Below are 13,785 nucleotides of genomic sequence, written 5' to 3' on the forward strand. Positions count from 1 at the left end.
CGCGGCATCGACTTTTGGTCTTGCCTTGTTATAGTGGCGCGATGCCAAAAATCTGTATGCGGCAACCATAAGAACTGTTGGCCCGGGCTCCAGCGGCAGCGCGCCGCACCCAGACGAGAAGCAGGGCATTCCCGAGGACATCTCCCGTGACCGAATACAAAGCCTTCCGCGTTGAACTGGCGGACAAGATCGCCCATGTGCAGATCAACCGCCCGGAAAAACTCAACGCGATGAACGCCGATTTCTGGAAGGAAATCATCGATATCTTCCAGTGGGCCGATGAAACGGATGAAGTCCGCGTCGTCGTCCTCAGCGGCGCCGGCAAGCACTTCTCCGCCGGTATCGACCTCGCCCTGCTGGCCCAGGCCGCCAGCCACCTGGGCAAGGACGTCGGCCGCAACGCCCGCGCACTGCGCAAGACCATCCTGCAGCTGCAGGGCTCCTTCAACGCCGTGGACAAGTGCAGCAAGCCGGTCCTTGCGGCGATCCAGGGCTACTGCATCGGCGGCGGCATCGACCTGATCTCCGCTTGCGACATGCGCTACTGCAGCGCGGACGCGCAGTTCTCCATCAAGGAAATCGACATGGGCATGGCAGCCGATGTCGGCACCCTGCAACGCCTGCCGCGCCTGATCGGCGACGGCATCATGCGTGAGCTGGCCTACACCGGGCGTAACGTCAACGCCGAGGAAGCGCAGCGCATCGGCCTGGTCAACAGCGTCTACGCCGACCATTCCGCGCTGCAGGACGGCGTGATGGAACTGGCCCGACAGATTGCCGCCAAGTCGCCGATTGCCATCCGCGGCACCAAGGAAATGATCGGCTACGCCCGCGACCACCGCGTCGAGGACGGCCTGGAATACATCGCCACCTGGAACGCCGCCATGCTGCAGTCCGCTGACCTGCAGGCCGCGATGATGGCGCACATGAGCAAGAAGACCCCCGAGTTCGCCGATTGATGTCCGTCCACTCTTCTTGCGCGCAGGAGGCGCACTAGGCCGATGGTTACTGGAGCCACGTCCCTCAGTCTGGTCCGCGACGAGCTGTTCGCGACGATGGAGGAGGCCGAGCAGAATCTCGAGCACTTCATCGCCGAGCGTCAGAACGGCAGCCTGCTGCAACATTCCGTCGATTGCCTGAGCCAGATTCGCGGTACGCTGAATCTCATCGAACTGGCCGGCGCCGAGCTGCTGGCGCAGGAAGCGCTGGACCTGGCCACCGACATTCCGACCGGGGTCAGTGAAGACCGCGACGGCCAGCTGGCAGCGCTCGGCAATGCGCTTTACGTGCTGCGCCGCTACCTGGAAAACCTCGAGGCGCACCGCCAGGAAATCCCCGAGCTGCTGCTGCCGGCGATCAACGATGTGCGCCAGGCCGCTGGCCAGCCCGCGCTGCCGGAGAGCTTCTTCTTCAGCGCGCGCCTGGACCTGCCACGCCCGCTGCGCGCCGTTACCGCACCGCAGGTGGAAGACCCGGCCCGCGAAGTCCGCCGTCTGCGGCAGATGTACCAGGTCGGCCTGGTCGGGCTGATTCGCGAACAGAATCTCTATCCCAGCCTCAAGCTCATGGGGCGCGCACTGGGCAAGCTCGACGTACTGCTGGGCAGCGCCGCGCGCACCCGCCTGTGCTGGGTCGGCGCTGGCGCGCTGGAGTCGCTGGTGGACGCGCAGATGCTGCCGCGCAAGACGCGCAAGCAGGTGTTCTCGCGCCTGGACCGCGAACTCAAGCAGCTGATCGCCAACCCGCAGTACGAAGCGCCACGGCAGCTGCTCAAGGAGTTGCTGTATCTCACCACGCTGGCTGACACCAGCGGCGTGCGCGCGACCGAACTGCGCCAGGTCTTCGGCCTGGCACCGCTGCCGTTCACCGATCACCTGCTCGAAGACGAGTCGCAACGCCTGTCCGGCCCGGGCAAGTCGGTGATGCGCTCGCTGTCGGTGGCGATCCGCGAGGAACTCACGGCGGTGAAGGACCAGCTCGACCTGATCGAGCGTGGCGTGTCCCAGGCCGATGCGCTGGGCATCCTGCACACTCAGTTGGGCAAGCTGGCCAAGACCCTGGGCATGGTCGGCCTGAATTCCGCCGCCACTTCGCTGCAGCACCAGCACGGCGTGGTCGCCGGCTGGGTCGCCAAGGGCTCGGTGGACGAGCCTGCCGCCCTCAACTCCCTGGCCGACGCGCTGCTCTACGTCGAGAGCATGGTCGGCAACCTGGAGCGTGGCGAGCGCATGAATGCGCGTCCGGCGCCGATGGGTGAGGATGACTCCTTCGCTGTGCACCAGCTCGCCGAAGCGCGCATTGTGGTGATCGACGAGGCTCAGGCGGGCCTGGCGTTGGCCAAGCGCGCGATCACCGCCTACCTGGAATCCAATGGCGACAAACTTCACCTGGCCAACGTGCCGATCAGCCTGCAGGCAGTGCGCGGCGGCCTGTGGTTCCTCGGCCAGGAGCGCGCGGCATTGCTCGTGGGCGCCTGTGCCGATTACATTCAGGGGCAGATGATCGAGACGACCCAGATGCCGTCCGAGCAGATGCTGGAAACCCTGGCGGATGCGCTGACCGGCCTGGAGTACTACCTGGAGGGTGGAGCCATGATGCGGCCTGAAGGCCAACCCGACGTCCTCGACGTCGCCAGCGAGAGCGTCAAGGCCCTGGGCCTGACGGTGGCAGCCTGATGCGCACCGGGCGCTGGGAGTCCTCGATGTTCGAGGTCGCTGCCAACGGCGGCTGGGCGCTTGCCCACTGCCAGCAGCAGTTCCTCGCCGACAGCAACGGCGTGCTGTTCCCCCGTGACTGGCTCAAGCGCCAGGATCTTTCGGTGCTGTCCGAACATGCTGTCGGCCAGTTCGACGGCGAACCGGTGTACCTGCTGGAAATCGACCGTACCGACCCGCTGGAAGGCGCCAGTTGGATCGGCCTGCGCCAGTTCATGATGCAGGCCGAGGAAGACATCTTCGCCATGCTCGGCTTCGCCAGCCAGATCGGCATCTGGTGGCGGCAGAACCGCTTCTGCGGCAGCTGCGGCCAGCCCAGCCTGCGCATGCCCCGCGACCGCGCCATGCACTGCGAAAGCTGCGGCATCCAGCGCTACCCGCTGCTGTCGCCGAGCATGATCGTGCTGGTGACCCGTGGCGATGAGGTACTGCTGGCACGTTCGCCGCGCTTCGTGCCGGGGATGTACAGCACCCTGGCCGGCTTCGTCGAGCCGGGCGAGTCGGTGGAGCACTGCGTTGCGCGCGAAGTGCGCGAAGAGGTGGGCGTCGAGATCGGCAATATCCGCTACATGGGCAGCCAGCCCTGGCCGTTCCCGCATTCGCTGATGTTCGGCTACCACGCCGAGTACGTCAGCGGTGAGATCGTCATGCAGCCGGACGAAATCGAGGACGCCCGCTGGTTCCACGTCGACGAGCTGCCGCGCCTGCCGGCCGAACGCTCGATCGCCCGCTACCTGATCGAGGTCTACCTGGCGCGCCGCGCCGGTCGTCCCGATCCTGTCCTGCCCGGCGGCGCCTGATTCCAGGCGCCGCTCCGGCCTCCCTCAGGCCGCGGCGGTGAACCAGTGCTGCCAGGCCAGGCGCACGGTCAAGGCGAGTACCACCAGGATGAATACCGGACGGATGAATTTGGCGCCGCCGCCAATCGCCGTGCGCGCGCCGAAGTAGGCGCCGATCATCAGCGAACTGCCCATGCACAGGCCCATCAGCCAGACCACCTGACCCGAGGCGATGAACACCGCCAGCGCGACTATGTTGCTGACGAAGTTCATGCTGCGCGCCACGCCGCTGGCGCGGACCAGGTCGAGCGGGTACATCAGCAGGGTGCTGACGGTCCAGAAGGCGCCGGTTCCGGGGCCTGCCACGCCGTCGTAAAAGCCCAGTCCGAGGCCTTGCGGCCACTGACGGCCCTGGGCGATTTGCGGATTGGCGTCCAGAGGCGCTTCGGGCGTCTTGCCGAACAGCAGGTACAGGCCGCAGCCGAAGACCACCACCGGCAGCATGCGGTTGAGCCATTCCGCCGGCATCAGGTGCGCGGCCCAGGCGCCGAGCGCTGCGCCGATGGCTGTGGCGATCAGGCCCTTGCGCCACTGGCGCGGCTGGAACAGCTTGCGGCGGTAGAAGGTGTAGCTGGCCACGGCGGCGCCGAAGGTCGAGCTCAGCTTGTTGGTGCCCAGCGCCAGGTGCGGAGGGACGCCAGCGGTGAGCAGGGCAGGGATGGTCAGCAGGCCACCGCCGCCGGCGATGGCGTCGATGAAGCCGGCAAGGAAGGCGACGCCGGCGAGAATGACGAGGGTGGTCGGGTCTACGACGAGTTCGAAGGGCATGGGGTTGGCCTTGATCGGGGGCCCGTGGCGCCACTCTCTCGTAAAGAATGGTGCGCGGGAAACGTTAACGGGCCCGAAAGCTGCGACGGTCTGGCTGGCCGTGCAGGTACGCGGTGCGCATAATGCCGGCATTTCTACGAGGAAGGAAATCATTCGATGCAGTACGACGGTCTGGCCTGGGTCGTTGCCTTCCTGGCGCTGTTGGCCCTGGTGGTAGCCGCCCGCATTCTGTTCGACCGTCACTGGTTCCTCGGCTGGCTGCGGGGTACGGCGGGCATGCTGTTCGTGGCCGTGGCCGCACTGGTGGCGCTGGTGGCCTGGGACCTGCGCAGCTACGACCCGCTACCGGCAGAGCGCCCGCTGGCGACGCTGAGCTTCCACAAGGTCGGTGAGCAGCGGTATGACGTGACGTTGCTGCAGGGCGATGACGAGCGTCGTGTTGAACTGGCCGGCGACCTCTGGCAACTGGATGCGCGGGTGCTGGAATGGAAAGGCCTGGCGCGGCTGATAGGGATGGCGCCGGGTTACCGCCTGCAGGACCTCAGCGGCCGATTCCTCGCCGTCGAGCAGCAGAGCCTGGGGCGCAAGGTGGCGCTGGCGGACGACGTGCTGGGTCTCGATCTGTGGCGATGGCTGCGCGACGGCCAGCATGACCTGCTGACCTTCGTGCCCAAGGCGGGCCGGGTGAACTACCTGCCGCTGGCCGACCAGGCTGTTTTCGCGGTGCGTTACGGGGCCGGCGGGCTGACCGCCGAGCCGATGAATGCGGCGGCGAACCAGGCTCTCAAGGATTGGCAGTGAGCCGGGAGCAACTGGTTTCCTCTGTGAAGTCTGTGCCGCCTCATTCCCTCACCCCAACCCTCTCCCAGGGGGAGAGGGGGCAACTCGTGCCGGCTGGCACTGTGGTGTCATCCTGCACCAAACAGTCCCCTCTCCCGCTTGCGGGAGAGGGTTAGGGTGAGGGGCTTTTGATCTTGTCTGAGCGAGCCCAATCCTCACCAAAGAAAAAGGGAGCCAACCGGCTCCCTTTTTGGTTTCCGCGATAGCGCTTAGGCGAGGAAGCCGCCGTCCACGTTCAGCGTCACGCCAGTGGTGTAGCTGGAGGCGTCGCTGGCGAGGTACAGCACGGCACCGGCCATCTCGCTCGGATCGGCCACGCGCTTGAGCGGGATGCGCTGCAGGGCGACGTTGCGAATGGCATCGTTGCTCACCAGCGCCGAGGCGAACTTGGTGTCGGTCAGGCCCGGCAGCAGGGCGTTGCAGCGGATGTTGAACTGCGCGCATTCCTTGGCGAAGACCTTGGTCATGCTGATTACCGCGGCCTTGGTTACCGAGTAGATGCCCTGGAACTCGCCCGGGGTGACGCCGTTGACCGAGGCGACGTTGATGATGCTGCCGCCGCCGTTGGCCTTCATCAGCTTGCCGCCTTCGATGGACATGAAGTAGTAGCCGCGGATGTTCACGTCGACGGTCTTCTGGAAGGCCGACAGGTCGGTGTCCAGCACATTGCAGAACTGCGGGTTGGTGGCGGCGTTGTTGACCAGGATGTCCAGGCGGCCGAACTGCTCGCGGATCTGTGCGAAGACAGCCTGGATCTGCTCCATCTCGCCGATGTGGCAGGCAATCGCGGTGGCCTTGCCGCCGGCGGCGACGATTTCGTCAGCCACGGCCTGGCAGCCGTCGATCTTGCGGCTGGAGACGATCACGTGGGCACCCTGCTGGGCCAGCAGCTTGGCGATGGCCTCGCCGATGCCGCGGCTGGCGCCGGAGACGAAGGCGATCTTGCCTTCGAGGTCGAACAGTTGGGTCTTGGACATGGGGGTTCTCCTTGTTCTGGGGCGCCGTTACAGGCGGGACTTGCCGATGACCTGCAGGCTCACCTGTTCCAGCAGCTTGTTGGCGTGGATGAAGGTGGCGAAGCGCTTGTCCTGGGTCTGGCCGTGGAAGAAGCGGTAGTAGATCTGCTGCATGATGCCGGCCAGGCGGAACAGGCCGTAGGTGTAGTAGTAATCGAGGTTGTCGATCTGGATGCCGGCGCGCTCGGCGTAGTAGTCGGCGAACTGCTGGCGGGTCAGCATGCCCGGCTCGTGGCTGGGCTGACGGCGCAGCATCTGCATCGGCTGCGGGTCGCCCGCTTCGATCCAGTAGGCGAGGGTGTTGCCCAGGTCCATCAGCGGGTCGCCGATGGTGGTCATCTCCCAGTCGAGCACGCCGATGATCTGCATCGGGTTGTTCGGGTCGAGGATGACGTTGTCGAAGCGATAGTCGTTGTGGACGATGCCCGGCTTGTGGTGGTCGGCCGGCATCTTCTCGCGCAGCCACACCTTCACCTGTTCCCAGGCCGGCGCGTCGGGGGTCAGGGATTTCTCGTAGCGATCGATCCAGCCGCCGATCTGACGCTGCACGTAGCCCTCGGGCTTGCCCAGGTCACCCAGGCCGCAGGCGTTGTAGTCGACGTTGTGCAGGTCGACGAACTTGTCGATGAAGCTCTTGCACAGCGCGGTGGTCTTCCCGGCGTCGAGGTTCAGTTCCTTGGGCAGGTCGCTGCGCAGGATGATGCCGTTGACCCGCTCCATGACATAGAACTCGGCGCCGATCACCGACTCGTCGGTGCAGTAGGCGTACGCCTTGGGGCAGTAGGGGAAACCGTCCTTGAGCTGATTCAGGATGCGGTATTCGCGGCCCATGTCATGGGCGGACTTGGCCTTCTTGCCGAACGGCGGGCGGCGCAGGACCAGTTCCTGGTTGTCGTACTGGATCAGGTAGGTCAGGTTCGAGGCGCCGCCGGGGAACTGGCTGATGCGCGGCTGACCCTGCAGGCCGGGAATGTGGTCCTTGAGGAAGCCGTCGATCACGGCGGCATCGAGTTCTTCGCCTTCGCGGGAGCGGATGGTCTGGTCGGTCAACGACATGCTGGTCCCTTTCTTGTACGGGCTTTTACGAATCGTCCCCGCGAGGGCCCAGGGCTCCTGGCGAGGTGCGCGCAGGCCGGCGTCTGTATCTTGCCCGATGGGTCGCGGCAGGATCAGGCAAAGCAATGATGGCGCCGGGTGATCATTGGCTAATCTAATGTCAGGCCTTGCCCGTCACAAGCACACAAAGCCCTTATTGGCGTTCGTGTTGGACCCCGATCAAGCTGCCTGATCCGGGTATTGCAGCGGGGCGCGGGCATAAAAAAACCGGAGCCATGGACTCCGGTTTCTCGTGCTGCGCGGGCAGGTTTTCCTCGGATCAGACCGGGAACAGTTCGCCCAGCTTCATCGCCAGCATCATGTCGCCTTCGGCGCGCAGCTTGCCAGCCATGAAGGCCTGCATGCCGTCGGTTTCGCCGCTGGTGATGCCCTTGAGGGTTTCGCTGTCCATGATCAGGGTGACGTTGGGGGACTCGGCGTCGCCCTGTACGACCTGGCAGGTACCGTCCTTGACGACCAGGTAGTGGTTGTCGCCGTCTTCGATGTTGAACTGGAACACCAGATCCAGGCCGGCGGCCGCGCTGGCGTTGAACTTGCTCTGCATGGTGGAAACGATGTCAGCAACACTCATGGTTCTATTCCTTTTCTAGGTTTTCTCGCGCGACGCTCGCGTCGCAATGGGCCGGTACTCAACGATAGGTGATGAGTTCCGGCGCCCTCAACAGTTCCAGATGCACGTGACTGTTGAAGGAAGCCAGGGCCACTTCGCTGCCGCGGAACTTCAGGCGGTTGAGCGAGGTGTTGACGATCTGCCAGTTGAGTTCGAAGGCGTTCAGCGCCGGAATCCCGGTCACATGCTGGAGCACCGCGGTAATGGTGCCGCCGGAGGTGAACACGCCGATGTTGTCCTTGCCGCTGGCCGACTCCAGCAGGCGCTGGAGGCCGCCGTGCACGGTGTCGAGGAACTCGGCCCAGCTGACCAGGCCGTCCTTGTCGTGGTCGCCGGAAACCCAGCGGGCAATCACGGTGGAGAACAGGCGCTGGAACTCGGCGCGGTGGTCGGCGGCGTTGCGCATGATGTGCAGCGCCTGCGGCTCGATCTCGAGCAGGTCCGGCAGGTGCGCGCGGATCACGGCGTCAGCTTCGAATTCGTTGAAGGCGGAGTCGATTTCCAGGGTGGGGGTTTCGATCCCGGCTTCGTTCAGCCGGCCCATCACCGCTTCGGCGGTGTGGCGCTGGCGGCGCAGGTCGCCGGCCACGCAGCGATCGAAGCGCAGGCCCAGGCCGGCCAAGTGTTCGCCGAGGATTTGAGCCTGGCGTACGCCAGTGGCCGAGAGCACATCGTAGTCGTCGGCACCGAATGAAGCCTGGCCATGTCGAATCAGGTAGATGCTTCCCACGCGCAGTATCCCGGCAGGGCTGAAAGTTCCGGCGAGGTTATGAGGATCACCTGGGGCTGTCAACGAAAAAACATACGCTTGTTTGAATGGCATTCGCTGGACTGATGCAGCGGTTTGCCAGCGCTGGTGGCGGGCCTGCGGCGTGGGTATGCTTGCGGGATTCGCTGCGCTCGCCTGGCGGGCTCGACCAGAATTGTAAAAGGGGATGTGAGTGGAGTTTCTAGCGGATTACGCGGGTTTCCTGGCCAAGACCTTCACCGTGGTGGTGGCCATCGTCATCGTCCTGGTGGTGATCGCCGCACTGCGCGGCCGCGGTCGTCGCGGCGGCAGCGGGCATCTTGAAGTGCACAAGCTCAACGACTTCTACAAGGAATTGCGCGAGCGCCTGCAACATAGCGTATTGGAAAAGACCAAGCTCAAGGCCCTGCGCAAATCCGAGGCGAAAAGCCTGAAGGAAGCGAAAAAGAAGAAGGGCGGCGAGAAGAACCGCGTCTATGTGCTCGACTTCGACGGCGACATCAAGGCCTCGGCCACCGAGCAGCTGCGCCATGAAGTGACCGCGCTGCTGACCCTCGCCACCCCGCGTGACGAAGTGGTGCTGCGCCTGGAGAGCGGCGGCGGCATGGTCCACGGCTACGGCCTGGCGGCCTCTCAGCTGGCGCGCATCCGTCAGGCTGGCGTACCGCTGACCGTCTGCGTCGACAAGGTTGCAGCCAGCGGCGGCTACATGATGGCCTGCATCGGCGAACGCATCCTTTCCGCACCCTTCGCCATTCTCGGCTCCATTGGCGTGGTGGCGCAGCTGCCCAACATCCATCGCCTGCTGAAGAAGCACGACGTCGATTTCGAGGTGCTCACCGCTGGCGAGTACAAGCGCACCCTGACCGTGTTCGGCGAGAACACCGACAAGGGCCGGGAGAAGTTCCAGGAAGACCTGGAAACCACCCACGAGCTGTTCAAGCGCTTCGTTGTCCACTACCGCCCGCAACTGGCCATCGACGAGATCGCCACCGGCGAGGTCTGGCTGGGTCAGGCGGCGCTGGGCAAGAAGCTGGTCGACGAGCTCAAGACCAGTGACGAATACCTGGCCGAACGCGCTCGCGAGGCGGATGTCTACCAGCTCAGTTACGTACAGAAGAAGTCCATCCAGGAGCGCTTCGGCGTGGGCGTCAGCGGTGTGATCGATCGCGTGCTGGTGACCTGGTGGGACCGCCTGGGTCGCAGCCGCTTCTGGCAATGATCGTCGTCGGGCGCCGGGATCGCGCCCGTTCCAAATTCGAAAGAGGAGGGTCGAGATGAGTGCATTCAAGGCGTTGTGGGTCACGGAGAGCGCGCATGGCGTGTATGACCTGCAGGTGGCCGAGCGGCAGGTTGCCGATCTGCCGGCGGGTGAAGTGCTGGTGCGGGTGAAGTATTCCTCGCTGAACTACAAGGATGCGCTGTCCGCCAGCGGCAACCGTGGCGTCACCCGCAAGTACCCGCATACTCCCGGCATCGATGCTGCTGGCGTGGTGGAAGAATCCTCGGTGGGCGAATTCGCCGTTGGCGACGAAGTCATCGTTACCGGCTACGACCTGGGCATGAACACCCCTGGCGGTTTCGGCCAGTACATCCGTGTGCCCGCGGCCTGGCTGATCAAGCGCCCGCAGGGCCTGTCGCTGCGTGAATCGATGATCCTCGGCACCGCCGGCCTGACCGCCGCGCTGTGCGTCGACAAGCTGGAGCGCGCTGGCGTCACGCCGTCCGCGGGCCCGATCCTGGTCACCGGCGCCACCGGCGGCGTGGGCAGCATCGCGGTGATGCTGCTGGCGCAACTGGGCTACACCGTGGCCGCCGCCACCGGCAAGCTGGAGCAGGCCGAGCTGCTGAACCGCCTGGGCGCGCGGCAGATCCTCGACCGTGCCACCGTCTCCGATGGCGTCGACAAGCCGCTGCTGCGCGAGCAGTGGGCCGGCGCGGTGGACACCGTGGGCGGCGACATCCTGTTCAACGTGGTCAAGTCGCTGCAATACGGCGGCAGCGTCGCCTGCTGCGGCCTGACTGCCGGCGCCGCCTTCAAGGCCACCGTGCTGCCCTTCATCCTGCGCGGCGTGAACCTGCTGGGCGTCGACTCGGTAGAGCTGCCGCTGGTGGTCAAGGCGTCCATGTGGGACAAGCTGTCCCTGCAGTGGAAGCTCGACAACCTCGAAGCGGCGGTGCGCGAGGTCAAGCTCGACGACCTGCCCGCCGCCATCCACCAGATCCTCGCCGGCAAGCTGGTCGGCCGGGTGCTGGTGACGCTGGACTGAGATGGACTATGGAGGAGCCTGCAATGGGCTCCTTTGTTCTTTCTGGGGCAGGGAGGCCGCAGAGTGAGCTGGAAAACAGCGGTTATCGGCAGCGAAAGCCCATCAAAAGAGCGGTTAGCTTGGGTGCTCTGCATGTACTTTGCGCTGGGCATGTTCGGTTATGGAGCGATCACCGATTTTGTGCCTGCCCCCGTTTGGCAGTCCATTGGCGCCTACATTGCAGCTGCCATCACGGCCATCGCGATGTTTGTCTTCCTAGTGAACCTGGCGCTGGGACGCGTTCCCCTGAAAAGCACAAATTCCTTCTGGCGCAAGTGGCTGGCCGTTCTGGCGCTTCCGCTGTTTCTTTACTTCGTAGTGTGGCTGGGGGTGGTGCGAGGGGCTGCCGATCTGTATTCGCGGTTGGTTGGGCGCGCGATGCAGGTCGAGGCTGTTTTGACGAAAGAGCGCGTGCATAGTCGGCGGGCTTGCGACTACCGACTCGTGGGGCCCGTGCTGCGTGCGGTGTGGCCTGATTACCTCTGTGTCGGCGCGGAGCAGTTCGAGGCCTTGCCGGTGACTGCTCAATATCGGTTAGTGGGGCGGACGTCGTCGTTGGGCTTTCATGTCGACGAGATCAGGACTTCCAGCGGAGAGCTGGTTCGCTAACCGCTGGGTATCTTTCTGCGCTTGTTGCCGCTTGAGCTTCAGCCCAGGTCCGGCAGCAGGTAGCCCGCCCACAGCGAATCGGCGAACTGGCTGCGGAAGAAGCCGAAGTGGCCGATGCGTTTCACGCCGATGTCCTCCGGGGCGATTCGCTTCACGGTCTTTGGCGAGCCACGGTAGAAGCCGTGCAGCGACTCGGTATTGCGGCCGGACATCATCTCGTCGTCGGTGAAGGAGATGGAGGTGATGGGCGTGCGCACCGATGAATACGCCTCGCGCACCGCACCGCCTTCCGCGCCCACGGCATACTCAGGGTCGAGGCACCAGCGCCGCCATTGCTCGATCACCCCGCGCGGCAGGTCGCCTACCACGCCCAGGCGCTTGCCCGGGAAGTAGCCCAGCAACGGCGTGATGGTCGGTGCCAGGCAGTACCAGAGCAGCCAGGCCTTGTGCCGCAATCCCTTGGTGTTCTCGCGCCAGTAGCCGCTGCCGGTGGCGATGGTGAAGGCTCGCTGGATGCGTTCGTTACCACGGACGAAGGGCAGGATCTGCCCGCCCAGGCTGTGGCCGATCCAGTACACCGGCAACTCGCCAGCGGCCTCGACCACGGCGTCGAGCATGGCGCTGCAATCGTGGTTGCCCCAGGCGACGACGTTGACGTCCAGGTCGCGCAGGTGGCCGGCGCGGGACTTGCCCATGCCGACGTAGTCGAAGGTCACGGTGAGGAAGCCGCGCTCCGCTAGCCAGTTGGCGAAGGCGGTGTAGAAGCGCTGTTCGACGCCCATGGCGGGGACGATCAGCACCGCTCCGCGGGCTTCGCCGGGTGGGTAGTACCAGTGGCTGGAGAGGCTGTGGCCGTTACCGTTGTCCAGGGGGCGGGGGAGCGGGGTGATCATGGCAGCGTCCCTCAGGCCTGGCTGACGTACAGGGTGATGTCGGCGCGGAAGACCTTCTTGTCACCGACATAAGCCAGCACCGGTACGGTGATGTCGCCTTCCTGGTTCCAGTCGATTGCCAGGCCGTCGGCCACGGCGCGGACATCACCTTCGGCCTTGTCCAGGTATTCCACGGTCATGCCGCGGGGAATCCAGCGGCGACCCTTGGGGATCGACACGTCGGTCAGGGTACCGGCCGCCAGTTCGGCGGCGTTGCACAGGGCGATGGCGTGCACGGTGCCGATGTGGTTCAGCACTTCTCGGCGCTTGGGGAAGGTGACTTCTGCATAGCCCGGACGCAGCTCGACGAACTGCGGGGCGATGGTAGAGAAGTAGGGGGCGACCTGGCCGATCATGGCGCTGAACTGCGCCGGGCCGGCCTGTTGGAACATCTGCAGCATCTGGCTCATGGTGGCTCCGCAGGCTGATGGGGTGGGCAAGCTGGGATTGAAGAGCTGTGATTGAAGAACTGTCATTGAAGAGCGGTGCGCGCCCAGGCAGTATACGAAGATTAGAAAGTAATTCTAGAAAATTATTCTAGAATTACTTTCTGGACCGAATTCCGATACAGGACCCCCATGGCCCGACCTTCCCGCAAAGACGACATCCTCCAGGCCGCGCTGGCCTGTTTCAGTGAATCCGGCGTGGACGCCACCACCATCGAGATGATCCGCGATCGCTCCGGTGCCAGCATCGGCAGCCTCTATCACCACTACGGCAACAAGGAGCGCATCATCGGCGCGCTGTACCTGACCGGCATCGGCCAGTACGCGGCGTTGCTCGACGCCGGGCTGGAGGGGGCGAAGAGCGCCGAGGCAGTGGTGAAGCTGTTCGTCACCTCCTACATCGACTGGGTCTCGGCCAATCCGCAGTGGGCGCGCTTCATCCTGCACAGCCGCGGGCGGGTGGAAGCGGGGGAGGTGGGCGAGGAACTGCGCGAAGCCAACCGCCAGCAGGGCCGGCGTATTGCCGAGCTGCTGGCCGAACACCGCAAGGCGGGGGCGTTCAAGGCGCTGTCGGCGGAGTTGTTCAACTCCGTGGTGATTGGTCCGACTCATGACTACGCGCGCAACTGGCTGGCCGGTCGCACGCGGGTGGACCTGATCGAGTGCCGTGAGCAACTGGCGCAGATCGCGTGGGACAGCGTCCGCGCCTGATACCGTGGTCGCGCAATGGCACCCGGTAGGAGCGAGCCACTAGGGGGCTCGCCGAACCGTAGGACGAATAACCTGGAACAGGTTATCCGCCGTTGTCCCGGCTGCGGATAACGCTGGCGCGATAGGC

The 13,785-nt window shown here is 64.8% G+C and carries 15 protein-coding genes; 8 read left to right on the forward strand and 7 right to left on the reverse strand.

All coding sequences use genetic code 11. The features are described 5' to 3' along the window. Positions 1-146 precede the first annotated feature (146 nt). The 3 genes from IB261_RS10720 to nudC are packed head-to-tail and all read left to right on the forward strand — an operon-like array spanning position 147 to position 3,514. Positions 147-959 (forward strand): crotonase/enoyl-CoA hydratase family protein, encoded by an 813-nt coding sequence (locus IB261_RS10720; RefSeq protein WP_138216321.1) that lies wholly within the window; start codon positions 147-149, stop codon positions 957-959. 42 nt (positions 960-1,001) lie between these two features. After that, positions 1,002-2,675, forward strand: coding sequence for a FimL-related protein (locus IB261_RS10725; protein WP_081516537.1), 1,674 nt, complete (start codon positions 1,002-1,004; stop codon positions 2,673-2,675). Positions 2,676-2,701: 26 nt separating this feature from the next. After that, on the forward strand, positions 2,702-3,514 hold the full coding sequence (gene nudC, locus IB261_RS10730) for an NAD(+) diphosphatase (protein ID WP_412548053.1): 813 nt from the start codon (positions 2,702-2,704) through the stop codon (positions 3,512-3,514). A 24-nt stretch (positions 3,515-3,538) separates the two neighbouring features. On the opposite strand, the gene IB261_RS10735 is transcribed toward nudC, so the two are convergent. Then, on the reverse strand, positions 3,539-4,321 hold the full coding sequence (locus IB261_RS10735; protein WP_081516539.1) for a TSUP family transporter: 783 nt from the start codon (positions 4,319-4,321) through the stop codon (positions 3,539-3,541). Positions 4,322-4,477: 156 nt separating this feature from the next. Between IB261_RS10735 and IB261_RS10740 the strand changes: the two genes are divergently transcribed. Continuing rightward, positions 4,478-5,122 (forward strand): hypothetical protein, encoded by a 645-nt coding sequence (locus IB261_RS10740; RefSeq protein WP_081516540.1) that lies wholly within the window; start codon positions 4,478-4,480, stop codon positions 5,120-5,122. A gap of 248 nt (positions 5,123-5,370) precedes the next feature. Here IB261_RS10740 and IB261_RS10745 read toward each other — a convergent pair whose 3' ends face one another. From IB261_RS10745 to IB261_RS10760, 4 genes are all read right to left on the reverse strand, one after another. Beyond that, a complete protein-coding gene (locus tag IB261_RS10745; RefSeq protein ID WP_045208354.1) occupies positions 5,371-6,138 on the reverse strand; it encodes an SDR family oxidoreductase in 768 nt (255 codons plus the stop codon). Positions 6,139-6,165: 27 nt separating this feature from the next. Further along, on the reverse strand, positions 6,166-7,233 hold the full coding sequence (locus tag IB261_RS10750; protein ID WP_081516541.1) for a phosphotransferase family protein: 1,068 nt from the start codon (positions 7,231-7,233) through the stop codon (positions 6,166-6,168). A gap of 319 nt (positions 7,234-7,552) precedes the next feature. Then, positions 7,553-7,864, reverse strand: a complete 312-nt coding sequence (locus tag IB261_RS10755; RefSeq protein ID WP_081516542.1) for an SCP2 sterol-binding domain-containing protein — start codon at positions 7,862-7,864, stop codon at positions 7,553-7,555. Between the two features lie 58 nt (positions 7,865-7,922). Continuing rightward, positions 7,923-8,633 carry a histidine phosphatase family protein gene (locus IB261_RS10760; protein WP_081516543.1) on the reverse strand — a complete coding sequence of 237 codons (711 nt, stop codon included), beginning with the start codon at positions 8,631-8,633 and terminating at the stop codon, positions 7,923-7,925. 211 nt (positions 8,634-8,844) lie between these two features. Here IB261_RS10760 and sohB point away from each other — a divergent pair, with 211 nt between their 5' ends. From sohB to IB261_RS10775, 3 genes are all read left to right on the forward strand, one after another. Continuing rightward, positions 8,845-9,873: a protease SohB gene (gene sohB / locus IB261_RS10765; protein ID WP_081516544.1), complete on the forward strand. Its 1,029-nt coding sequence runs from the start codon at positions 8,845-8,847 to the stop codon at positions 9,871-9,873. Between the two features lie 55 nt (positions 9,874-9,928). Next, a complete protein-coding gene (locus IB261_RS10770) occupies positions 9,929-10,921 on the forward strand; it encodes a YhdH/YhfP family quinone oxidoreductase (protein ID WP_081516545.1) in 993 nt (330 codons plus the stop codon). Between the two features lie 63 nt (positions 10,922-10,984). Then, positions 10,985-11,569 carry a hypothetical protein gene (locus IB261_RS10775; protein ID WP_192383149.1) on the forward strand — a complete coding sequence of 195 codons (585 nt, stop codon included), beginning with the start codon at positions 10,985-10,987 and terminating at the stop codon, positions 11,567-11,569. Positions 11,570-11,607: 38 nt separating this feature from the next. On the opposite strand, the gene IB261_RS10780 is transcribed toward IB261_RS10775, so the two are convergent. Both IB261_RS10780 and IB261_RS10785 read right to left on the reverse strand, forming a co-directional pair. Continuing rightward, the gene (locus IB261_RS10780; RefSeq protein WP_081516546.1) at positions 11,608-12,462 is read right to left on the reverse strand and encodes an alpha/beta hydrolase family protein; all 855 of its coding nucleotides are present in this window, start codon (positions 12,460-12,462) and stop codon (positions 11,608-11,610) included. 11 nt (positions 12,463-12,473) lie between these two features. Next, positions 12,474-12,911, reverse strand: coding sequence for a hotdog fold domain-containing protein (locus IB261_RS10785; protein WP_192383147.1), 438 nt, complete (start codon positions 12,909-12,911; stop codon positions 12,474-12,476). A gap of 168 nt (positions 12,912-13,079) precedes the next feature. Between IB261_RS10785 and IB261_RS10790 the strand changes: the two genes are divergently transcribed. After that, complete coding sequence (locus IB261_RS10790) at positions 13,080-13,658, forward strand: TetR/AcrR family transcriptional regulator (RefSeq protein WP_151186576.1); 579 nt, start codon at positions 13,080-13,082, stop codon at positions 13,656-13,658. Positions 13,659-13,785 lie beyond the last annotated feature (127 nt).

Origin of the sequence: Pseudomonas sp. PDM20 (assembly GCF_014852575.3) — a bacterium.
Classification (GTDB): domain Bacteria; phylum Pseudomonadota; class Gammaproteobacteria; order Pseudomonadales; family Pseudomonadaceae; genus Pseudomonas.